A 22,588-nucleotide genomic window follows, 5' to 3' on the forward strand; every position below is an offset into this window, starting at 1 on the left:
TATTCATGACCATGCCAACCTCACAATGTCCGTGGCGGATGCAGGTTCATCACATCCATCAGGAGACGCCGGATGTGTGGACGCTTTCGCTGCTCTGTCACGACTACTATCCGTACCGTGCAGGCCAGTATGCGCTGGTCAGCGTCCGCCATTCGGCGGACACCCTGCGCGCCTACACGATCTCCTCCACGCCGGGCGTGAGCGAGTACATTACGCTCACCGTCCGCCGCATTGATGACGGTGCCGGCTCTCAGTGGCTGACCCGTGACGTGAAGCGCGGAGATTACATCTGGCTGTCCGACGCCCAGGGGGAATTCACCTGTGACGACAAGGCAGACGATAAATTCCTGCTGCTGGCGGCGGGCTGCGGCGTAACGCCGATTATGTCGATGCGCCGCTGGCTGGCGAAGAACCGCCCGCAGGCCGACGTGCAGACAATCTTCAGCGTGCGCTCTCCGGAAGACGTCATTTTCGCCGAGGAGTGGCGTGATTATCCGGTGACGCTGGTGGCGGAACATAACGCGACGCACGGCTTTGTGCCCGGCCGCCTGAGCCGTGAGCTGCTGCAAAGCGTGCCGGACATTGCGAACCGTACCGTAATGACCTGCGGCCCGGCGCCGTACATGGATATCGTGGAGAAAGAGGTGAAAGCGCTCGGCGTAACCCGTTTCTTTAAAGAGCAGTTCTTCACGCCGGTGGCGGAAGCGGCAAGCAGCGGGATTCAGTTCACCAAGCTGCAGCCCGCGCAGACCTTCTTTGGCCGCGTGGGCACCACGCTGCTGGAAGCGCTGGAAAGCAACAAGGTGCCGGTAGCAGCGGCCTGCCGGGCGGGCGTGTGCGGCTGCTGTAAGACGAAAGTGGTTTCCGGGGAGTACACCGTCACCAGCACCATGACGCTGTCCGACGCGGAGATTGCCGAGGGTTACGTGCTGGCATGTTCATGCCACCCGCAGGGCGATCTGGTGCTGGCGTAATGTGATGCGGTGCCACCATTTTTGCCGGGTGGCACTGCGTTTACCTGGCCTACTTTGTACGTGCTGGCTCTTCGCAGGCCCGGTAAGCGTTAGCGCCACCGGGCTTTTGTTGCTTTCACCGCCACGCCGGACCTTTCCCCAGCGCAAACCGCCCTGCCCCTAAAAACGCCACCGCCAGCGAGCCAATAAAGAAGTACACCAGGCTTTCAATCGCCCATGCACCGACCTTATCGAGCGCGAATGTCTCATCCATTCCCACCATCAGCCACGCCACAATCATCGTAAACGCCAGCACCAGCGCGGCCGGGCGCGTAAAGAGGCCGACAATAATCAGTATCGGTGCCACCACTTCACCAACCAACACGCCGTAAGCGATAAACCCCGGCAACCCTTTTTCCACCAGCATGCCGCTGATGAACCCCACACCGCCCAATAGCTTGTGCAAACCGTGAAACAGCATCAGCCCGCCGACGGTAAGTCGTAACAAGAGTTTGCCAAAATCGTCGCACGACAGCTTTTCATTAACAGCAATTAACAATGATTTAACCATTTGAAATGATTCCTGTTTCCATCCAAGTGATGACCAGATTATGCTGAATAATTGCACAGGAAAACCACCTTTAATTGAGGGGTATAGAGCAGGCAATAAAGTGACTTTCTTCTAAGCTTGTAAGCGATATCACAAAAAGGAGACGGACAACCATGAAACAAACCGTGGCTGCATACATAGCGAAGACCCTTGAACAGGCAGGTGTAAAACGTATCTGGGGCGTAACCGGCGATTCCCTGAACGGGCTTAGCGACAGCCTCAACAAGATGAAGACCATCGAGTGGATGCCCACCCGCCATGAAGAGGTCGCCGCCTTCGCCGCGGGTGCCGAAGCGCAGCTCACCGGAGAGCTGGCCGTGTGTGCGGGCTCGTGCGGGCCGGGCAACCTGCATCTGATCAACGGCCTGTTCGACTGCCACCGTAACCACGTGCCGGTGCTGGCGATTGCCGCCCATATCCCCTCTTCCGAAATCGGCAGTGGCTATTTTCAGGAGACGCATCCGCAGGAGCTGTTCCGTGAATGCAGCCACTATTGCGAGCTGGTTTCATCCCCGGAGCAGATCCCGCAGGTGCTGGCGATCGCCATGCGCAAGGCCGTGCTGAACCGTGGTGTGTCAGTTGTCGTTATCCCCGGCGACGTGGCGCTCAAGGCCGCGCCGGAAGGGGCCAGCACCCACTGGTATCACGCCCCACAGCCCGTGGTAACGCCTGCCGAAGAAGAGCTGAAAAAGCTGGCGCAGCTGCTCCGTTACTCCAGCAATATCGCCCTGATGTGCGGCAGCGGCTGCGCGGGCGCGCATAAAGAATTACTTGAGTTCGCCGGTAAGCTCAAAGCGCCGATCGTCCACGCCCTGCGCGGCAAAGAGCACGTGGAATACGACAACCCCTTTGATGTGGGCATGACCGGGCTTATCGGTTTCTCCAGCGGCTTCCACACCATGATGAACGCCGACACGCTCATTCTGCTCGGCACCCAGTTCCCGTACCGTGCCTTCTACCCGACGGATGCCAAAATTATTCAGATTGATATCAACCCGGCCAGCATCGGCGCGCACAGTAAGGTCGATATGGCGCTGGTGGGCGATATCAAATCCACCCTTGCCGCCCTGCTGCCGCTTCTCGAAGAGAAAACCGATCGCAAGTTCCTCGATAAAGCCCTGAGCGATTATCGCGACGCGCGCAAGGGGCTGGACGACCTCGCCAAACCGAGCGACAAAGCCATTCACCCGCAGTATCTGGCGCAGCAGATCAGCCATTTTGCGGACGACGACGCCATTTTTACCTGCGACGTCGGCACGCCAACCGTCTGGGCGGCACGCTATCTGAAGATGAACGGCAGACGCCGACTGCTCGGCTCGTTCAACCACGGCTCGATGGCAAACGCCATGCCGCAGGCGCTGGGCGCAAAAGCGACGGCGCCGGAGCGCCAGGTGGTGGCGATGTGCGGTGACGGCGGGTTCAGCATGCTGATGGGGGATTTCCTGTCGGTGGTGCAGATGAAGCTCCCGCTGAAAATCGTGGTCTTTAACAACAGCGTGCTGGGCTTCGTGGCGATGGAGATGAAGGCCGGAGGCTATCTCACGGACGGCACCGAGCTGCACGACACCAACTTCGCGCGCATCGCCGAAGCCTGCGGCATCACCGGTATTCGGGTAGAGAAAGCCTCCGAGGTGGATGAAGCCCTGCAGCGCGCTTTCTCTATTGACGGCCCGGTACTGGTAGATGTCGTCGTCGCCAAAGAAGAGCTGGCCATCCCGCCGCAGATCAAGCTGGAGCAGGCCAAAGGTTTTAGCCTCTACATGCTGCGCGCCATCATCAGCGGGCGCGGTGACGAAGTGATCGAACTGGCAAAAACCAACTGGCTCAGGTAAAACATTTCGCATGACCTCTTAAACTAAAGGGATGTGAAATGATTGATTTGCGTAGTGATACCGTTACCCGCCCGAGCCGCGCCATGCTAGAAGAGATGATGGCCGCCCCGGTCGGGGATGACGTCTACGGCGATGACCCGACGGTCAACGAACTGCAGCGCTATGCGGCAGAGCTGAGCGGCAAGGAGGCCGCCCTGTTCCTGCCAACCGGCACGCAGGCGAACCTGGTGGCGCTGCTCAGCCACTGCGAGCGCGGTGAAGAGTATATCGTCGGCCAGGGCGCGCATAACTATCTCTACGAAGCCGGCGGTGCTGCCGTGCTCGGCAGCATTCAGCCGCAGCCGATTGACGCCGCACCGGACGGCTCCCTGCCGCTCGACAAGGTGGCGGCGAAAATCAAAGCCGACGATATTCACTTCGCCCGCACCAGGCTGCTCAGCCTCGAAAACACCCACAACGGCAAAGTCCTGCCGCGCGAGTACCTGAAAGCGGCGTGGGAATTTACCCGCGAGCGAGGGCTCGGCCTGCACGTTGACGGCGCGCGTATCTTCAACGCCGTGGTGGAGTACAGCTGCGAACTGAAAGAGATAACGCAATATTGCGACTCGTTCACCATTTGCCTTTCTAAAGGTCTGGGTACGCCGGTGGGCTCCCTGCTGGTCGGCAATGCGGACTACATCAAGCGCGCCAACCGCTGGCGTAAAATGACCGGCGGCGGCATGCGTCAGGCCGGCATTCTGGCGGCCGCGGGGCTGTACGCGTTGAAAAATAACGTCGCCCGCCTTAAGGACGATCACGACAACGCCGCGTGGATGGCGACGCAGTTGCGCGAGATCGGCGCAGACGTGATGCGTCACGACACCAACATGCTGTTCGTTCGCGTGGGCGAAGAGCACGCTGCTGCGCTGGGCGAATTTATGAAAGCGCGTGGCGTGCTGATCAACGCCTCCCCGATCGTGCGTCTGGTGATGCATCTCGACGCGAGCCGCGAACAGCTGGCGGACGTGGTGAAACACTGGCAGGCGTTTTTACAGCGCTAAGGAGCATCACGTGCCGCAACGCATTCTGGTGCTTGGCGCCAGCGGATATATTGGTCAGCATCTCACCTCTGCGTTAAGCCAGCAGGGGCATCAGGTGCGGGCAGCGGCACGCAACACCGAGCGTCTGCAAAAACTCACTTTGCCAGGCGTGACCTGTCACAACGTCGATCTCAACTGGCCGAAGGAGCTTCCCGCGCTGCTGGAAGGGGTCGACACGCTTTACTACCTGGTTCACAGTATGGGCGAAGGCGGCGATTTCATCGCCCACGAGCGGCAGGTGGCGATGAACGTCCGCGATGCCCTGCTGCAAACGTCGGTGAAGCAGGTGATTTTTTTAAGCTCGCTTCAGGTGCCCGAACACGAGCAGTCCGATCACCTGCGCGCCCGCCAGCTGACGGCCGACACGCTGCGCGGGGCGAATATTCCCGTCACCGAGCTGCGCGCCGGGATCATCGTCGGCGCGGGTTCCGCCGCCTTCGAGGTGATGCGCGACATGGTCTACAACCTGCCGGTGCTCACGCCGCCGCGCTGGGTGCGTTCGCGCACCACGCCGATTGCGCTGGAGAACCTGCTGCATTATCTGGTGGCCCTGCTGGATCACCCGACAGAGCAACACCGCGTGCTGGAAGCCGCTGGCCCGGAGGTGCTGAGCTATCAGGAGCAGTTCGAACATTTCATGCGCGTCAGCGGACGCCGCCGCTGGCTTATCCCCATCCCCTTCCCGACCCGCTGGATATCAGTGTGGTTTTTGAATGTGATCACCTCGGTTCCCCCGACGACCGCGAAGGCGCTGATCCAGGGGCTGAAGCACGATCTGCTGGCGGACGATCGCGCGCTGCGCGCGTTGATCCCCCAGGAATTGATCCGCTTTGACGACGCGGTGCGCCATACGCTGAAGGAAGAAGAGAAGCTGGTGAACTCCAGCGACTGGGGTTACGACGCCCAGGCCTTTGCCCGCTGGCGGCCTGAATACGGCTATTACCCGAAGCAGGCAGGCTGCACGGTAAAAACCTCTGCCAGCCTCCACGCGCTGTGGGAGGTAGTGAACCAGATCGGCGGCAAAGAGCGCTATTTCTTCGGCAATATCCTCTGGCAAACGCGCGGCGCGCTGGATCTGCTGGTAGGCCATCGTCTGGCGAAAGGTCGCCCTGCCGCCCCATATCTCAACGTGGGCGACACGGTCGACAGCTGGAAAGTCATCATCGTCGAACCGGAAAAACAGCTGGCGCTGCTGTTTGGCATGAAGGCCCCGGGCCTGGGGCGGCTCTGCTTTACGCTCAGGGACAAAGGCGACTACCGGGAACTGGACGTTCGCGCCTGGTGGCACCCGCACGGGATGCCGGGTCTGTTCTATTGGCTACTGATGATCCCCGCGCACCTGTTTATCTTCAGAGGGATGGCGAAACGCATTGCGCAACTGGCAGAACAAAAGACGAAAATAACTCAATAAAACCCTCTTTCTTTCACCTTTCCCATTGCAACACATCGTAATTCACGAAAGAATGCGCACGAAATTCTTTTCAACACAGTGGATTGATATGAAGGTACTGGTTACCGGGGCGACCAGCGGCTTAGGCCGAAATGCGGTCGAATTTCTGCGCAACAAGGGCATCAGCGTCAGGGCCACCGGTCGCAACGAAGCGATGGGTAAACTGCTGCAAAAAATGGGCGCGGAGTTCGTCCATGCCGACCTGACGGAGCTGGTCTCCTCGCAGGCGAAGGTGATGCTCGCCGGTATCGACACGCTGTGGCACTGCTCCAGTTTTACCTCCCCGTGGGGAACCCAGGAAGCCTTCGATCTCGCCAACGTGCGCGCCACGCGTCGTCTGGGCGAATGGGCCGTCGCCTGGGGCGTGCGTAACTTTATTCATATCTCCTCTCCGTCGCTCTATTTCGACTATCACCACCATCGCGACGTGCAGGAGGATTTCCGTCCTGCTCGCTTTGCCTGTGAGTTTGCCCGCAGTAAAGCGGCCAGCGAAGAGGTGATCGACCTGCTGGCCCAGTCAAACCCGCACACCCGTTTTACGGTCCTGCGCCCGCAGAGCCTGTTCGGGCCGCACGACAAGGTGTTTATTCCGCGTCTGGCGCAGATGATGCACCACTACGGCAGCGTGCTGCTGCCGCGCGGCGGCGATGCGCTGGTGGATATGACCTATTACGAAAATGCCGTCCACGCCATGTGGCTGGCGAGCCAGCCAGACTGCGACAAACTGATTTCCGGGCGCGCGTATAACATCACCAACGGCGAACCCTGTACGCTGCGCAGTATTGTGCAGCGGCTGATTGATGAACTGCAGATCGACTGCCGTATCCGTTCCGTGCCCTACCCGATGCTGGACATGATCGCCCGCAGCATGGAACGTTTTGGCAGTAAATCCGCCAAAGAGCCTGCGCTGACGCACTATGGGGTATCGAAGCTCAACTTTGATTTTACGCTGGATATTTCGCGGGCGGAGAACGAGCTGGGGTATAAGCCGATAGTGACGCTGGATGAAGGCATTATGCGCACGGCGGCATGGTTACGGGATCACGGGAAGCTTCATCGCTAGCGTTTTGCCCGCCTGCAACAGCACCGTACCGTCCCCTCGCCCCTCCGGGGAGAGGGTTAGGGTGAGGGGAAAGTGCAAATACTAAAACGGCAACCTTTCGGTTGCCGTTTCGCTTTTACAGAGCCGTCCAGGCATCAGCCCATGCCAGACCTGCGCCTGGTTCATAGTATGCCGGGGCGCTGTTACACCAGCCGCTGTACGGGAACGGTTTGCACTGGAACAGTTTACCGTGGTTGTTCACGATATCACCTGCGTTGTACTTGCTGTTCGCGCTCCACGCCGCGTAAGACGAACCGTCTTCAGATGGCGTTGACGCTTTCGCTTTCACGTTCAACAGGTACGTTGTGGTGCTGCTCAGCTCGCCGTCGCTGACGGTCAGGCTCACTTCAATCTGCTGCGCCGTTGCAGACTCAGGTGCAGTGAAGGTCACTACCGCTTTGTCTTCGCCGGTCACGGTCTGGCCGTCCTGGGAGCGCCAGGTATAGGTCAGCTTATTGCCGTCGGCATCGGTAGAACCTTCGGCGCTCAGAGAGACCTGTGCGCCCGCGTCAACAGCCCCGATTGGACCCGCAATATGCGCAACCGGTGCATGGTTTGCCACTACAGGCTCTGCCGGGGTTTCATCCGGCGTCGGCGCTGGTGCCGGTGCCGGCGTTTCATCTTCGGAAGGCGTTGGCGTTACCGGGGTTTCGTCCGGCGTTACGGCAGAGCCGTCATCGTTTACGATATTGACGTTATAGAACTTCTGCACGCACTTGGTGTAGTCACCGTCTTTAAAGGCGCTGAACGGCGTCTGGTAGCCCACCAGCTGGCAAGAGTAGGTCTTACCGTCCGGCGTATCAGCGCTCCATCCCCAGTCCTGTTCCCAGTAAATCTTCAGGGCACCGGCACCGTATTCGTCGAACTGCTTCATGTTGGCGCAGCCCAGCACTTCATTGGCCGGAACGGGCACTTTCAGATAGTTCGCGAACTCTTTGTAGTACTTGATACGGTTCTGCGACTGGGCAATTTCAGTCGGGCCGCCGCACTCTACGCCGCCGTTGATGATCTGGGTGGTCACGCCGAAGCCAGGGACCAGACCGTTGGCTTTATCGTGATCGTTCGGCTGCCACGTGCCGTCGATAACCTGCAGCATGCTTGGTTTTGGCGGCTGTGGATAGGCGAAGAAGAAGATTGCACTCGCCAGGTTCAGCCAGGTGTCCGCCACCAGCTCAGGTTTGTCGAGCAGCGTACGTACGTCGCCGTACATCGCTTCAGAGAATGGACCGTAGTTGTAGTTGTAGGACAGCTGCTTCGCACCGCGACCGAAGTAGCTCAGGAAGTCGCCGTCTTTGTCTTTACCGCACGGCCAGGTCTGGCCCTGCCAGACGTCCGGGTTACATTCGCCGTTATAGCCGCCCTTCTGGCCTTCGCTCCAGCCCATTTCACGCACGTGCACCAGCGCCTGACGCCATTCGGCTTCCGGACGCCAGCTTTCGTGACCGCCGGTCTCCTGGGCAAAGTGAGCAAACATGGTTGCCAGCTCTTTGCGGCAGATCGCGTCGCTGTCACGGCCGTCGTTGTAGGTCTTACACAGCGCCGGGAATTTACCTACCGCTTTCAGGAAGTTGCTGTAGGTGTATGCCTGAGCACGCAGCGGGAACAGGTATTCCCAGTCGCTGGCTTTCACAATCCCTTCCACGCGCTTCACGTTTTCCGGGTTCGCCGCGCGGCCTGGTTCAATCAGTTCAACCTGAGCGTTGTCCAGAGTCTTGATGGTCTCTTTAACGGAGGCCATCAGCGGGAAATCCGTCAATTCCTTCTCTTTCTTCGCCAGATCGCTGGCTTTCATGGTGTATGGTTCACTGGTGGTCGCCTGCAGCGAGGCAGCCTGCGCCATAAACGGTGCTACGCATGCGCCGGCAACGAGTACACTCAGTAACGTCCTTTTATTCATTTCAGTATTCCTGTTAATTGAAGTTAAAGTTAAATCCCGGCTTATGTATTAATCCGTTAATAAATAAACCACAGACAGCTGTTTTCGCTTTTCGAAGAACACCCTCGGGAATTCTTCAAAAATAAAAAACCTTAATATTGCGCCGCTAATTTCAACTGTTGATATTTTTTCCAGACCTTATGCGCATACTTCATTCGCTGCGGATAATTCTCTTTTTTTAAACCGGCGTTATAGGCGCCTACCGCTTCCCAGTTATAGCCGTACACCTTGATCATCCCTGAAAGGATGGAGGCGCCGACCATGATGGAGGTACAGGGTTCGGTCATCAGCCGATATTCGTCAATGCCTCTGCTTTCCAGCTCCGTAAAATGTGTACTGTTAATTTGCATCAGCCCGACATCACGCGTGCCGTCATGATTTTGCCCAACCGCATACGGATTCATACCGGATTCAACATTGGCTATGGCATACAATAAATACGGATCGACATGATAATAGTGCGCTGCTCTGTCCCAACAATTTGCCAGTGCGCTTTGGCTTATTATCAATAACAACAATATTACCTTTTTCATTTTTACCTGCTGTAAGCGTCAGTGATTTCTCCTTAGCAACATCCTGTAAAATGAATTTTGAATCACTCACCATCCCTCACGGGGATGGTGAGTGTTTATCGGGCCAGATTATTTGCAGTCTGTTGAAGGACCTTCTTTCACCCATACATCGCTGTTAGCCGGGTTATCACCATGGGTCCACCATTTGGCACGGTAAACGTTGCCCTCGTAGGTGGTGGTATCACCGCCGTTGTAGACCAGGTCAGAACGCCAGTTCATCTTCACGTCGCTGACCAGTTCCCATGCGTCCACACCGAAGCCAGGCTGGTTGCCCTGCGTCCAGTACTTCGCTTTCCACACCAGATGGTCGAAGCTGACGGTATCGCCATTGTTGTAGATTTTGCTGGCATCCCACGCGGCATACTTGCTGGCGTTAGCATCAACAGGCGCGTCGCAGCTGCCGGTTGCCGTGCCCTCGTCAGATGGCGGAGTCACGTCATCAGCCGGAGGGGTCACGTCGTCAGCTGGTGGGGTCACCTCATCAGCCGGTGGCGTTACGTCAGCCGGTTTCGGATTCACAGTCACCTGCACGTTAGACTGCACGCTGGTTTTACCATCGCCGACAACCACGCTCAGGGTGTAAGTCGATGTAGAAGCAACGTCTGGCGCAGTGATGCTCACGTTAGCGGTATCAGTACCGGTAGCGTGCATGTCCGCTGGAACGCTCCAGACGTAGGTCAGCGCATCACCGTCTGGATCCGCAGCCTGTGCATGCAGAGAATAGGTTTCCCCTGCCTGCAGCGTTACCGCTTCCATCTGGTTGACAACGGGTGCCTGGTTCGCTTTCGGCGCTTTGTTCACAACCTGCACATCAATCGCGTTGCTCAGACCTTTTGCATCCGTTACCGTCAGGCGGAACGTCATGGTCTGGTCGGTGGTCGCTGCTGCAACGTTGAAGGTTGCTTTCGCTTTGGTGCTGTTAGCGATGGTTACAGATGGGCCAGAAACCTGGGTCCATTTGTAGGTGATCGCATCGCCGTCCGGATCGCTGGAAGCAGAACCATCAAGCGTGACGGTTGCCGGGCCAGATACGTTCTGATCCGCTGATGACGCGATTGGCGCGTGGTTAGTGACGACCGGGTTAACCGGAGTAGAATCACCGCCCAGCAGGCTTTCGTTCATCGCGTTCAGAATGTCGCCGGTATCAGAGTCGATAGACCATGCAAACAGACCGCCCAGTTTATTCGCCAGAACATACTTACCTTTCGCCGTCGTTGAGCGCGCATCTTCATACGTGATCAGATCGCCGGTGGTTTTGTTAAAGATGTAAGGCGCTTCCGCGTCAGCATCGTAGCCGTATTCCCAGCCCGGTTTGCCTTTGTATTCGTTGACGATCTGACGATAGTCAACCACGCCTGGTTCCCAGGTGCCTTTCACCATACCGGTTGCGGTACCGGTGAACGGATTGTTACCGGTGTAGCCATGCACGCCGGTCCAGCCACGGCCATACATGCCCGCACCCACCACGATCTTGCCTGGCTGTACACCCTGGGAAAGCAGCGCATTTACGCCGTTTTCAGTGGTGTAATCGGTGTCAGGACGCCATGCTGGCGCACGCAGTGCAGCCTGGTGGCCCAGAACGGTGTTGCTCCAGCCGCCGTAGAAGTCGTAGCTCATCAGGAAGATGTGGTCGAGGTACTGCTGAGCCGCAGTGTAATCCACGTCTTCAATCTTATCGCGGCCGGCACCGATGGCGCTGGTCAGTTCATAGGTACGGCCAGTCTGAGCAGACAGCTCGTTCAGCATGGTGCGCAGGTCATGCATCAGCGCGGTATAGGTCGCTTTATCCTGCTGCGGGTTGCCCAGCGTTTCGCTCACACCGCCGCCGCCAGGGAATTCCCAGTCAATATCCACACCGTCAAAGAATTTCCAGGTCTGCAGGAACTCTTTAACAGAGGAGACGAAGCGGGCACGGATTGCCGGGTCGCCCATGTGGAAGAACGGATCGGAGAGCGTCCAGCCACCGATGGATGGCAGCACTTTCAGGTCCGGATGCGCTTTTTTCAGCGCCATCAGCTGGCCAAAGTTACCTTTGTACGGGTCATCCCAGTTGGAAACGCCAGCCTGAGATTTTTGAATCGCAGCCCATGGGTCGTGGATCGCCACGGTGAAGTCAGGACGGCCTTTACAGTCGTTCTGAAGCACGCGGAAGCTGTTGCCGCCTTCGATGGTTTTCAGGCCGTCGTTGATACCGTCACCGCCACAGATTGGAATGAAGCCGTACAGAATGTGGTTGAGGTTAGCCGCAGGAATTTTATCTACCGGGAAGTTACGATCGTAAACGCCCCATTCCGGGAAGTAGGCGGCAACCACTTTGTCAGTGTGTTTCGCAAAGGCTTTGTTGTTCTCCTGCAGTGGCGCATTCAGCGGCAGCAGGTGGCTACCGTCGGTATCCGCAACGATAATCAGCTTGCTGGCGCTTTTCGCACAGCCGCTGGTGTTACAGACTTCAACCTGTTCCTGATAGCGTCCGCCCTTCTTCACCTTGAACGTTGCAGAGCCTGTCGCGCCGCCTGCACCGGTCCATACGGTCTGTCCGTCCAGCAGAACTTTAGCTGAGGTTGGCGCATCGCCACTCCAGACGTTCCACTCCACTTTTACATCCACGCCATCGTTATGCACTTTGACCAGATTGTTATAATCCTGAGCGGTCTGATCGATTTCCACCAGGGCAAATTTGTCATTGCCATAGCCGATCGTCGGTGCGCCTGGTGCCGCTGCAAATGCGGAGCTGGTTGCCGCCGCAATAAAGAGCGCCAGATATTTAGGCTTCATAAATTTCATTTTTATTTCCTGATAAATTTATTCGTAACGTTAATAATCCATGTCTTCCTTGAGAGCATGGGATCTCTTCGCGTAATGCGTATTTAACCAACCTGAAAACCGTGACCAAAAACGTTTTGCTGCGTTGTATTCCTCCATAAAAAGATACAAGCCCAAATTCCGTGTAGCTTATATCCTTTACGATACACTGAGCGCAAAGAGGCGTCCTTCTCTTCCACCGTCAAAAAAATTTATAAAAAAACTTGACCTGTATATTTAAAATATGAAAGCAAACTGCTGTCCAATAAACACCACTATTCCAGCAAATGAGAGATACGGTCCGAAAGAAATAGTGAGGTTATTTTTATTTAAATTATTTAATGTGAAATAACCCACAATACCGCTCAACGCTGCCGCGAGTTCAATTGAAGGCAGCGCCTGCCAGCCGCACCAGGCGCCCAGGGCCGCCAGCAGTTTAAAATCGCCATATCCCAGCCCTTCCCGCCCGGTAATCAGACGGAATGCCCAGTAGAGCAGCCAGAGGGAGAGATAGCCCGCGACCGCACCGAACAGCGCATCGCGCAGCGGCATCTGGTGGTCAAACGCATGGAACAATAATCCTGCCCACAGCAGAGGCTGCGTCAGACAATCCGGCAGGAGCTGATGCCGCCAGTCAATCATTGCCAGGGGCAGCAAAAAAGCGGCCAGCAGCCACAGGGCGAAAAGGGACAGGATGTCTGGCATACACCAGGCGGTGATGCCGCAAAACAGTGCGGAAAAAAGTTCGATTAAAAATAGCCGCAAGGGGATAGCCGTTCTGCACTGGCAGCAGCGCCCGCGTAACATAAGCCAGCTGACCAGCGGGATATTCTCCCAGGCGGTCAGGCTGTGCTGGCACACCGGGCAGTGCGAGGCCGGAAAGAGCAGATTACCGCCCCCCTCCTCCTGCATCACCATGCCCGGCACGCGTTCGGCAACCACCCCAAGAAAGCTCCCGATAATACTGCCGAAGATCGCACTCATTACCGGGAACCCCACCGGGTATACGTCCCGCATCAGCGCGAACGTGTTCATGCCTTTTTGCTCCAGGTGAGCTGGACTTCCGCTTTCACATCGCTGAGGTGGTCGACCGGCGTGAGGTTCATTTTCTGCAGCCTGACGCCGGAGGTCTGGTTTATTTCCCGCAGCCAGCTCTTTAATTCATAGACATTTACGCGACTGACCACGAACGATAAGGTTTGCCCATCCTGACGCACGTCTGTCAGAGGCAGATGAATTTCCTGGGCGCTGTTCTCCACCACCGTGCGCGGATTATCCGTTTTGACAATCTGGACCTGAAGATGGTTTTTATCTATTTCACTGCGCATCCAGTTCAGCGTCTCTTTTTGTCTGCTCAGCGTGGCCTTACTGTTCTGAATCATATTATCCAGCGGAACCATTCCCGCGTAATAAATAACTGCCCCCACTATCGCGACGGCACATATTTTCAGAATAATTTTTTCCCTGGCACTGTAATTCTGGTAACGAGACTTAAGCTGCGTGATTCGCTCTTTCATTTATATTTCCCTGCGATCATGGCGGTATAAGGAGCAGAGGTCGAAACAGGCTGTAAGGTGAAATCAAAATATTCCCCCGCCTGGTTTACAAACGTCTGCAACGCGGATTGGCTTTGCGAACTGGCGCTCAGCGTCAGCGTGTTTTGCTGAGTATCGTATTCGAGCAGCGTGATCTCCAGCGCGGGCACGGCCTGCCTGGCTTTCTCCAGATCTTCCAGCTGCAGAAACACCCCTTTGCTCTGCTTTTTCATGTTTTGACCAAAGTGATATTTGATATTGGTCTGCTGGCGCATGCTCGGAAAATGGTGCTGATAAACCTGCAGGATCTCCTGCTGAATCTGATTTTCCTGCTGCACCAGCATCCAGGCCATGGCGACGCGCGGGCCCAGCAACAGGCCGAGAGAGAGCAGACCCGCCGCGGCAATTGCCGCTTTGATGCCCTTCGAGGCTTTCCCCGAGCCCGCTTTCGCGCTGAATTCGCCGTGCAGGAGCGTGACGCGGCAGGCTTGCCACTGGGGCTGGATCAGCACCAGCGGATGCTGCCAGGGCTGGGCGATGTCGACCGCGACGCCGGCAGGCGCTTCACCGTAGCAGCACACCTCCCCCTCTCCGGCCTTCTGCATCAGAAGCGGCAGCAGGCTCGCTTCCATCTCACTGGCAATATGCGGTGATAAACGCAGCCAGTAGCTGTCATCCAGGGAGACGAGGGTACTTCCGCCAGCCGTCACGGGCAGCAGCCAGGCATCCGGCAGCACCTGAATCACCTTTAACCCCGCCTCCTGACAGCGGTTTAACCACCCGCGCAGCAGATCGGCGTCTATCGCCACCGCATCCACTTCGGCACCTTTTTTGTTCAGCACCGTCCAGTGGAGATTATCCACGTCGCCAATCAGCGTCTCTTCCGCCATCCAGGAGAACGCCGTCGCCTGAGAGGCGACTTTTTTCGGCAGCGTAAAATGACGGAAGATCATGCTGCTGGCGGGCAGCAGCAGACAAACACGGGACGCCAGTGGATGGTCCGCCAGCGCGTCCAGGCTCTCCAGCGTCTCAACCTGCTGGCTGCCGGAGACACACCCCATTATTTTCCCGCCCTCGCGGTTATCGGGACGAACAAAAAGTACCTGTTTCATAGCGATCTACTTTTCTTATTCAATCATTCGGTAACGACGTTGCCACGTCACGATCTCACCGGCTTCGTTATTGACCTGAAGCTGGCTAACCACGCGAAGCGTTAATTCATCGGTATTGCCGGTATAGTTCACCCGGAAATACCGGCTGCTGATGGAGAGAAGCTCAGCCACCTGCGGGAGATCGTCTTTCAACTGCGGGAAGGTCTGCTCCAGCGCCTTGCTGAAGGTTTCCATATTTTCCCAGCCGGTTTCTGGACGCGAATCAATCAGGCGAACGGCGTCATCTTCCGTTAATTTTCCGGGGAACAGGGCGGCCAGTAAGGCGGCCTGCTCCGGTTTCAGGGTATTCACATCCACTTTGCTGGCAGAGTCCGGCAGCGCGCAGAGCAACTTGCTCACCTTCGGGTATGCCGCTGCCGGGAACGCGGGCAGCTGTTTGATCTCAGCAATGGTGCGCATCATCTGGTTTGCGGGCTGGCGGGCAGGCACGACGCCGGCCCAGGCATCGCTCTCTGCACCGTCTTTGGCCGTCGTCGCGTCACCATCGAGATAGTCCACTAGCTGTTGATACACCTCTTCCGCCGTAGCGTGGCTGATGCCGCTTTCCGTCAGGATCTGTTCAACAATCTGCTCGTTACGCGGTTTTTCCGGCACGGCGGGCGCGTTTTGCCCCTGCGGTATTTTATCTGCGGCCAGCAGGTTGTTGACGTTAAAGCAGTCCTGCGCGTCTTCCACCTGGCTGACCACCGTGTAATCTTCGCCCCGGGTTTCCAGCGGCTGATGCCAGTCGCCGTCAAGGTTCAGGGCCTTGTTTTCACCGCTGGCGTCGGCCTGCAGGCGGTCTTTCACCACCTTTTCCTGCGCCTGCATCGCCCAGCGCAGCTGCTGCTGGCTCACCTGGTAATGGGTTTTCTGCAGGTTGCGGCAGAACTGCTGGCTGATTTTGGCGGCCAGCGCCGACATCATGACCAGCAGGATCAGCACCACCAGCAGCGCGACCCCTTTCTGTTTACGTAATGCACTCATGATTTTGCTTCCGGTGCTGGTGCTGGTGCTGGTGCTGGTGGCGGCGCAGACGCAGCGGCGGGCGCATCCGCTTCGGGCATATCGCCCGGGGTCGTGAAGACCCAGCGCCAGGTGTCACCGTTTTCCATGGTCAGCGTCAGCTCCACGCCGTCCGGCAGATGCGCCGCGTCGCTCCAGCTTTTCTGCCAGCCCTGACGGTAAAAACGCCACTGCAGGGATTTCACCTCGCTGACAATCGGCACCTCATCGGGTTTAACGTCCGCCGGGCCGTCAATCACCGGCCAGACGTCGCGATACAGACGCCCCTCTTCCAGCCGCCAGCGCACGTGCTCCAGCTGAACCGTTCCACTCACCCCGTTCAGGGTGGTCAGCTCAAGGGCATCGCCCTCCTGACGAAACAGTTCCGGCTCGTTACGCGGCGCGCGCGCCTGAAGCTGATAAAAATCGCGCTCCATCAGATTCCAGGCCCGCTGCAGCTGGTTGAGCTTTGCGGCGCTGGCATCCGTCGCCGAACTGGTGCGCATCGCGCCGTCCAGAATTTGCCAGGCCAGCGTGCTGATCACCGCGAAGATGGTCAGGGCAATCATGATCTCCAGCAGGGTAAATCCGCGCTGGCGTCGCGTTTTTTTCACTTGCTCTCTCCCGGCGGAATGATGTGCAGGGCAATAACCGGCTGGCTGTCGTCGCCTTCCGCGTAGACGCGGATCGCGTTCGCCCAGACGTTGTCGGCGGTTTTTACCCGCTGCTTGCGCCAGTTCCAGCTGCGTCCGCCCATGATTTCCGTCCCCTGCTCCTCAGCGTCCGGGAAGTCGGTTTTCGTGAGCTGCGCTTCCGCCAGCTGATTTTCCGCCACCCAGCTGGCCTGCAGCGTTTCGGCCAGACCGTGGGTAAAACGCACGTTCAGGGTGACGGAGTTCATCAGAGCCAGCGCGGCGGTGGAGAAGATCACCAGCGCGACCATTACCTCCAGCAGCGTCATCCCCTTTTGCTTTTTATTGCCGTTAGCCATCGTTTTCTACCGATACCGGGGCCGCGCCTTGCGACACCACGCGGAAATGGTGCTGTTTGTCGTAGCTTTGCAGCGTCAGCGTGAAGCGGCTGATTTCGCCGTCCGGTAAAAAGAGCACCTGCGGGTCGGAGGTTACCGTGGCGGCAAGGCGCTGCGGCGAGAGCGAAACGTGCATCTCCTCCGGGAAATAGCCTTTGGTGGTAATTCGCCCCGCGGATAAAGGCACCCAGCGACGTTCGCCATTTTTATCTTCGAGCGTCACCAGCTGATAGTTATCGGTGGTAATCACCAGCCCGACGATATTTCCGTCCATCACCGCACGGTCTGAACCATAATCAACGAGGGCTTTTAATTGCTGGCCAAATATATCCGCACCGCTGCGTGAAGGTATTGTTGACACTACCATCATGGCGCAGCTGGCAAATATCACCAGCGCCAGAATAATTTCCAGCAACGTAAAGCCGCGTTGTTTATTCATTATTTCTCTTTCTTATCGAGAGACCAGTTCGTAATATCATCGGCGGTATTCGCTTCACCGTCCGGACCGGCTGAGAAGACGTCGACCGCGCCGTGCTCGCCCGGGCTAACCAGAATATAATCTCCACCCCACGGGTCCTGCGGCAGACGGCGGATATAGCCATCGGCACGGTAACCGTTCGGAATTGGCGCGATTTCAGGCTTGGTCACCAGCGCCTGCAGGCCCTGCTCAGTGGTCGGGTAGCGGTGGTTATCCAGCTTATACATATCCAGTGAACCTTCGAGCGCAACAATATCGCTGGTCGCTTTTTGTTCGTCCGCTTTCTCTTTATTCCCCATTAAGTTTGGCACTACCATACTCGCCAGAACGCCGAGAATAACAATCACCACCATTAATTCGAGCAACGTGAAGCCCGCCTGGCGCGCCAGGTTTTTACGTTTTAAAACCATGATTTAACCTACCATATTATTAAGTTGCAGAAGCGGTTGTAATATTGACAGTACGATGAATAAAACAATCGTTGCCATGGATACCACCAGCGCCGGTTCAAATACCGACAGCGTTAATGTAATGCGATGCTGTAATGCTGATTCCTGGTTTTCCGCCGCGCGGTCCATTAAATTACCTAATTCCCCGCTCTCTTCGCCGGAGGCAATCATATACAGCATGGTCGGCGGGAATAATTTCGCCTGTTCAAGCGCCGCGTAAAGGGATGCCCCCTGGCGCACGGTATCCGCCGCCTGCTCCAGCACCTGCCGGGCGTAGAGGTTTTCGATACCGTCCATCGCGATATACATCCCCTCCAGCAGCGGCACGCTGCTGGCCTGCAGAATGCTCAGGGTGCGGATATAGCGGGCGCTGTTGATGGCGCACACCAGCTTTTTAATCGGCGAACCGTTCACCAGCCAGCTGTTCCAGCGAAAGCGGTTTTTGACATTTCTGAGCCAGGTTTTAAAGCCGATAAAGCCGCCCCCCAGGATGCCCACAATATAGATGCCGTACGCCTGCAGGAAATCGCTCACCGCAATCAGCGTGCGGGTAGTGCTCGGCAGCTGCTGCTTCATGTGGGTGAACTGCTCAATCACCTGCGGCACCACCGCCACCAGCAGAATGCTGATGACCGCGATGGCCACCACGGTCAGGGTGATCGGGTAGACCATCGCCTGCGTCAGCTTGCTCTTCATCTTCTGGCGCTGCTCGTTGTACTCCGCCAGCTTCTCCAGCACGTCGCCCAGGTGGCCGGTCTTTTCACCGGCCATCACCAGCGTGCAGTAGAGCTTGTCGAAGGTGCGCGGAAACTGGCTGAAGGCGTCAAACAGCGTGTGCCCTTCCACCACCTTCTCGCGGATCTCCACCACCATCGCTGCCAGCTTTTTGTCTTCCGTCTGCTTAGAGATCGCCTTCAGCGCACTCTCCAGCGGCAACGCGGCGTTGACCAACGTGGAAAGCTGGCGGGTAAACATCGACAGCACCGGCGTTGAGAGCTTTGCCCCGGTTTTTGCTTTTCCGGCGGACGCCGCTTCACGGGTTTCGGTGATGCTGACGGGCATCAGCTTTTGCTCGCGAAGCATCTGGCGAACCTGCTTTTGCCCCTCGGCCTGCAGCGTACCACGCTGGGTTTTCCCCGCGGCATCCGTCGCCGTCCAGGCGTAGAAGGCCATTACGCATCCCCCCCACGCTCGGCGGTGACGCGCATCACCTCTTCCAGAGAGGTCACGCCGCTAATCACCTTTAGCAGCCCGTTTTCACGCAGGCTGTAGGCCTGCTTAAAAAGCTGCGTTTCAATCGACATTTCGTCTTTATCTTCATGAATGGCGCGGCGCATGGTGCTGTCCACCACCAGGAACTCATGAATACCGGCACGGCCCTGATAGCCGCTCTGGCGGCAGTGTTCACAGCCCACCGCGCGGTAGATTGCTTTTGGCGGCGCGTCCATAAAGCTGAACAGCGCTTTTTCATTGGCGTCCAGCGGACTGGTGGTCCGGCAGTGCGTGCACAGCCGGCGCACCAGACGCTGGGCAATGACACCGAGCAACGATGATCCGATTAAAAACGACTCCAGCCCCATATCCCGCAGACGCGTAATCGCCCCTGCGGCGCTGTTGGTGTGCAGCGTAGACATGACCAGGTGACCGGTGAGCGACGCCTGCACCGCGATTTGCGCGGTTTCACCGTCGCGAATTTCCCCGATCATCACCACGTCCGGGTCCTGACGCAGAATGGCGCGCAGCCCGCGGGCAAAGGTCATGTCCACGCGCGGGTTAACCTGCGTCTGCCCCACCCCTTCCAGCTCGTATTCAATCGGGTCTTCAACGGTCAGGATGTTGCGTTCGTGACCGTTCAGCGCCGAAAGAATGGCGTACAGGGTGGTACTTTTACCGGAACCTGTCGGCCCGGTGACCAGAATAATGCCGTGCGGGCGGTCAATCAGCCCCTTTAACTTCTCCAGCTCTTCATCAATCAGCCCCAGCTTGTTGATGTCGGGCTTCAGATTGCTTTTATCGAGCAGACGCATGACCACGCGCTCGCCGTACTGGGACGGAATGGTCGAGACACGCACGTCAATCGCCTTGCGGCCAATGCGCAGGGAGATACGGCCATCCTGCGGCAGGCGCTTCTCGGCGATATCCAGCTTCGACATGACCTTAATACGCGACACCAGCAGCGGCGCGAGCTTGCGCGCCGGCTGAAGCACCGGGCGCAGCACGCCGTCGACGCGGAAGCGAATGCTCAGCGTGCGCTCAAAGGTTTCGATATGAATATCCGACGCGCCGTCTTTCACCGCCTCGCCGAGAATGGCGTTGATAAGGCGGATCACCGGCGAGTTTTCGTCGTTATCGAGCAGATCTTCGTTGTCCGGGATCTCCTCGGTTAACGCCATCAGGTCGATGTCCGCGTCCATGTCGTCTACCAGCTGCTGCGACACGCCGCTGCTCTGCTGCCAGATTTTGGCCAGCATCTCGTCAAACGCTTCCGGCGTCAGGGTGACCGGGACAAACGCGCGTCCCAGCACCCGGCGCACCTCCAGCAGTGCAAATGCCGGAGTGTCATCACGGATATAGACGTCATTGTTATAAAATAAAACGCCGTTATCTTTTGCGTAGCTGCTGCTACACAGAGTTTTACTCAGTTCGTCCACGTTGCCCCTCCGCCTTACTCTTTAAACGGATTGCGCGTCGCGCTGGTTTTCACCGGAGCGGCGTGGGTACTGGTGCCGGTCGACGGAAACGCGGGTAAAACGGCGTTATCCGCCGGTTCAAGAATGCCGAGCTTTTTCTCCTCCGCGCGCTGCATCTGGCGAACGCGGATCTGGTCATATTTCTCTTTCGACGCCGCGCTGTAGTTTTCGTCGTCACGCAGGACGGTGGTATGGATAAACACCATCAGGTTGCGCTTGGAGGTATCCTGCGAGGTGTAGCGGAACAGCTGCCCGACCAGCGGGATATCGCCCAGCAGCGGGACTTTGGAGACCGACTGTTTGGTGACATTTTCCATCAGGCCGCCAAGCACCACCGTCTGACCGCTGTGCACCATCACTTCGTTATTGATGGTGCGGGTGTTGAAGGTTGGGCCGAGGCTGGCGTCTTCCGTTGCGCTGTTGTCAACGCTGGACACTTCCTGCTCAATCTTCAGGTGGATCATGTCGCCATCGTTGATTTGCGGCACAATTTTCAGCTTGGTACCGACGGTCTTACGCTCAACGGAGTTAAAGACGTTGTCGCCGCTGGTGGTCTGCGAACCGGAAAGGACCGGCACGTCCTGGCCGACGTTAAACGACGCTTCTTTGTTATCCAGCGTAACGACGCTTGGCGTGGAGAGAATGTCGTTTTTACCGTCGGTAGAGAGCGCGGTCATCAGGGCGCCGAAATCACCGTTAAAGAAGCCGGTCGCCAGGCCGGTGAAGCTCGCCCCCTTCATGGTGCCGTTCTTAATCTGGCTGATTGGCAGGCCGGTGGAGCCGAACTGTACGCCACCGTGCTTGCCGGTCCACTGCACGCCGAGATCCAGGCCGTTGCCGTCCTGCACTTCAGCAATGATCGCTTCCACCAGCACCTGCGGACGACGAATATCCAGCTTGTCGATCACCTTCTCCAGGGAGTTCATCACGTTAGGCTGCGCGGTGATCACCAGGGAGTTGGTTGACTCGTCGGCGGTAATATTCAGATCCGTTGAGGCTCTCGCGGTTTTCGCTTTGGCGGTGCCCGGCTTGTCTTTCAGCTGCTCGCCAATCCCGGTGAGAACCGGAACCACTTTGGTGGCGCTGGCATATTTGAGATAGAAGACGCGGGTATTCCCCTCGTTGTTCTGCTCACGGTCCAGCTGATGAATAAGGGAACGGGTACGCGCGCGCGCGTCTTCCGGGCCGCTGATCACCAGGCTGTTGGTTTCGTCATCGGCCACCACTTTTGTGGCCAGCTGCGGTGCGTTCTGCCCTTTCTGCTCCTCGTTGTTGAGGTTATTCAGCATATCCGACAGATCTTTGGCGGAAGCAAAACGCAGCGGCACAATTTCGCGACGCTGAACACCGTTTTTATCGACGCGCTGCACAAGGTCAACCAGGCGGTTAACCACCGAGGCTTTACCGGTTAACAGCAGCACGTTGGACGGTTCGAAGTGGACCACGTTCCCGATACCGGTGGCATCGTTAAGCTGACGCAGCAGCGGGGCAAGCTCGCGCACCGGCACATTTTCCATGCGCACCACGCGGGTGATGATCTCATCGCCCTTGCCCGGGTTTTTGCTGTCGGCCAGCGGCGCACCCGCGGTGCGGGCTACGCTTGAGCGCACCACTTTCACCATCCCGTTGTCCATCGGGATCACCGACAGACCATACAGATCCAGCACGCTCAGGAAGAACTGGTAATACTCATCTTCCGTCAGCACGTTATAGGTTCTGACCGACACCGTGCCCTGAACGGACGGGTCGACGAGAATGGTTTTGTTAAGATTGCGGCCTACCGTATCGATAAACTCGCGGATATCGGTATTTTTAAAGCTCGCGCTAAAGTTGGCTGCAAGCAGCGAACTGGAATATAACGACAATGCGGTCAGCGCCACGCACGCCCAAGGAAATTTCTTCATGTCTGTACAC

At 57.4% G+C, this 22,588-nt stretch carries 20 protein-coding genes; 5 read left to right on the plus strand and 15 right to left on the minus strand.

Annotated elements, in window-relative coordinates; genetic code table 11:
- Positions 1-5: 5 nt before the first annotated feature.
- Entirely contained in the window at positions 6-974 is a 969-nt protein-coding gene (hcr, locus tag AB8818_RS06810; protein ID WP_192982962.1) for an NADH oxidoreductase, read from the plus strand.
- 115 nt (positions 975-1,089) lie between these two features.
- Here hcr and AB8818_RS06815 read toward each other — a convergent pair whose 3' ends face one another.
- The gene (locus AB8818_RS06815) at positions 1,090-1,524 is read right to left on the minus strand and encodes a DoxX family protein (protein ID WP_163328561.1); all 435 of its coding nucleotides are present in this window, start codon (positions 1,522-1,524) and stop codon (positions 1,090-1,092) included.
- A gap of 152 nt (positions 1,525-1,676) precedes the next feature.
- Here AB8818_RS06815 and poxB point away from each other — a divergent pair, with 152 nt between their 5' ends.
- The 4 genes from poxB (at position 1,677) to AB8818_RS06835 (ending at position 6,987) form a co-directional block, all read left to right on the plus strand.
- Positions 1,677-3,395 carry a ubiquinone-dependent pyruvate dehydrogenase gene (gene poxB / locus AB8818_RS06820; RefSeq protein WP_116341004.1) on the plus strand — a complete coding sequence of 573 codons (1,719 nt, stop codon included), beginning with the start codon at positions 1,677-1,679 and terminating at the stop codon, positions 3,393-3,395.
- A 38-nt stretch (positions 3,396-3,433) separates the two neighbouring features.
- Positions 3,434-4,435 carry a low-specificity L-threonine aldolase gene (gene ltaE, locus AB8818_RS06825; RefSeq protein WP_163328559.1) on the plus strand — a complete coding sequence of 334 codons (1,002 nt, stop codon included), beginning with the start codon at positions 3,434-3,436 and terminating at the stop codon, positions 4,433-4,435.
- A 10-nt stretch (positions 4,436-4,445) separates the two neighbouring features.
- Positions 4,446-5,885, plus strand: coding sequence for an SDR family oxidoreductase (locus tag AB8818_RS06830; protein ID WP_163328557.1), 1,440 nt, complete (start codon positions 4,446-4,448; stop codon positions 5,883-5,885).
- Between the two features lie 88 nt (positions 5,886-5,973).
- Positions 5,974-6,987, plus strand: a complete 1,014-nt coding sequence (locus tag AB8818_RS06835; RefSeq protein ID WP_116341168.1) for an NAD(P)-dependent oxidoreductase — start codon at positions 5,974-5,976, stop codon at positions 6,985-6,987.
- A 115-nt stretch (positions 6,988-7,102) separates the two neighbouring features.
- Here AB8818_RS06835 and AB8818_RS06840 read toward each other — a convergent pair whose 3' ends face one another.
- The 14 genes from AB8818_RS06840 to gspD all read right to left on the minus strand — a co-directional run bounded on the left by AB8818_RS06840 (position 7,103) and on the right by gspD (position 22,578).
- Entirely contained in the window at positions 7,103-8,923 is a 1,821-nt protein-coding gene (locus AB8818_RS06840; protein ID WP_192982960.1) for a glycoside hydrolase family 19 protein, read from the minus strand.
- Positions 8,924-9,054: 131 nt separating this feature from the next.
- Positions 9,055-9,495: a type III secretion system invasion protein IagB gene (gene iagB, locus AB8818_RS06845; protein ID WP_116341012.1), complete on the minus strand. Its 441-nt coding sequence runs from the start codon at positions 9,493-9,495 to the stop codon at positions 9,055-9,057.
- A 108-nt stretch (positions 9,496-9,603) separates the two neighbouring features.
- The gene (locus tag AB8818_RS06850; protein ID WP_163328553.1) at positions 9,604-12,318 is read right to left on the minus strand and encodes a glycosyl hydrolase family 18 protein; all 2,715 of its coding nucleotides are present in this window, start codon (positions 12,316-12,318) and stop codon (positions 9,604-9,606) included.
- Between the two features lie 255 nt (positions 12,319-12,573).
- A complete protein-coding gene (locus AB8818_RS06855; protein WP_192982958.1) occupies positions 12,574-13,371 on the minus strand; it encodes an A24 family peptidase in 798 nt (265 codons plus the stop codon).
- Positions 13,368-13,853 (minus strand): type II secretion system protein GspM, encoded by a 486-nt coding sequence (gspM, locus tag AB8818_RS06860; RefSeq protein WP_192982956.1) that lies wholly within the window; start codon positions 13,851-13,853, stop codon positions 13,368-13,370. Before gspM ends, AB8818_RS06855 begins: the two co-directional genes overlap by 4 nt.
- Positions 13,850-14,983 (minus strand): type II secretion system protein GspL, encoded by a 1,134-nt coding sequence (gspL, locus tag AB8818_RS06865; RefSeq protein ID WP_192982954.1) that lies wholly within the window; start codon positions 14,981-14,983, stop codon positions 13,850-13,852. Before gspL ends, gspM begins: the two co-directional genes overlap by 4 nt.
- Before the next feature lie 15 nt (positions 14,984-14,998).
- A complete protein-coding gene (gene gspK, locus AB8818_RS06870) occupies positions 14,999-16,009 on the minus strand; it encodes a type II secretion system minor pseudopilin GspK (RefSeq protein ID WP_192982952.1) in 1,011 nt (336 codons plus the stop codon).
- Positions 16,006-16,641, minus strand: coding sequence for a type II secretion system minor pseudopilin GspJ (gspJ, locus tag AB8818_RS06875; protein WP_192982950.1), 636 nt, complete (start codon positions 16,639-16,641; stop codon positions 16,006-16,008). Before gspJ ends, gspK begins: the two co-directional genes overlap by 4 nt.
- The gene (gene gspI, locus AB8818_RS06880) at positions 16,638-17,018 is read right to left on the minus strand and encodes a type II secretion system minor pseudopilin GspI (RefSeq protein ID WP_116341024.1); all 381 of its coding nucleotides are present in this window, start codon (positions 17,016-17,018) and stop codon (positions 16,638-16,640) included. Before gspI ends, gspJ begins: the two co-directional genes overlap by 4 nt.
- Positions 17,011-17,496 carry a type II secretion system minor pseudopilin GspH gene (gene gspH / locus AB8818_RS06885; protein ID WP_116341026.1) on the minus strand — a complete coding sequence of 162 codons (486 nt, stop codon included), beginning with the start codon at positions 17,494-17,496 and terminating at the stop codon, positions 17,011-17,013. The genes gspI and gspH overlap by 8 nt, the downstream gene beginning before the upstream one ends.
- Entirely contained in the window at positions 17,496-17,945 is a 450-nt protein-coding gene (gene gspG / locus AB8818_RS06890) for a type II secretion system major pseudopilin GspG (RefSeq protein WP_192982947.1), read from the minus strand. Before gspG ends, gspH begins: the two co-directional genes overlap by 1 nt.
- A gap of 3 nt (positions 17,946-17,948) precedes the next feature.
- Positions 17,949-19,157, minus strand: a complete 1,209-nt coding sequence (gspF, locus tag AB8818_RS06895; RefSeq protein WP_371199856.1) for a type II secretion system inner membrane protein GspF — start codon at positions 19,155-19,157, stop codon at positions 17,949-17,951.
- Positions 19,157-20,635: a type II secretion system ATPase GspE gene (gene gspE, locus AB8818_RS06900; protein WP_006809432.1), complete on the minus strand. Its 1,479-nt coding sequence runs from the start codon at positions 20,633-20,635 to the stop codon at positions 19,157-19,159. Before gspE ends, gspF begins: the two co-directional genes overlap by 1 nt.
- Before the next feature lie 14 nt (positions 20,636-20,649).
- Entirely contained in the window at positions 20,650-22,578 is a 1,929-nt protein-coding gene (gene gspD / locus AB8818_RS06905; protein WP_166710587.1) for a type II secretion system secretin GspD, read from the minus strand.
- Positions 22,579-22,588: the final 10 nt, after the last annotated feature.

The organism is Enterobacter sp. KB-280D8, from assembly GCF_041399405.1.
Classification (GTDB): Bacteria; Pseudomonadota; Gammaproteobacteria; order Enterobacterales; family Enterobacteriaceae; genus Enterobacter; species Enterobacter cloacae_N.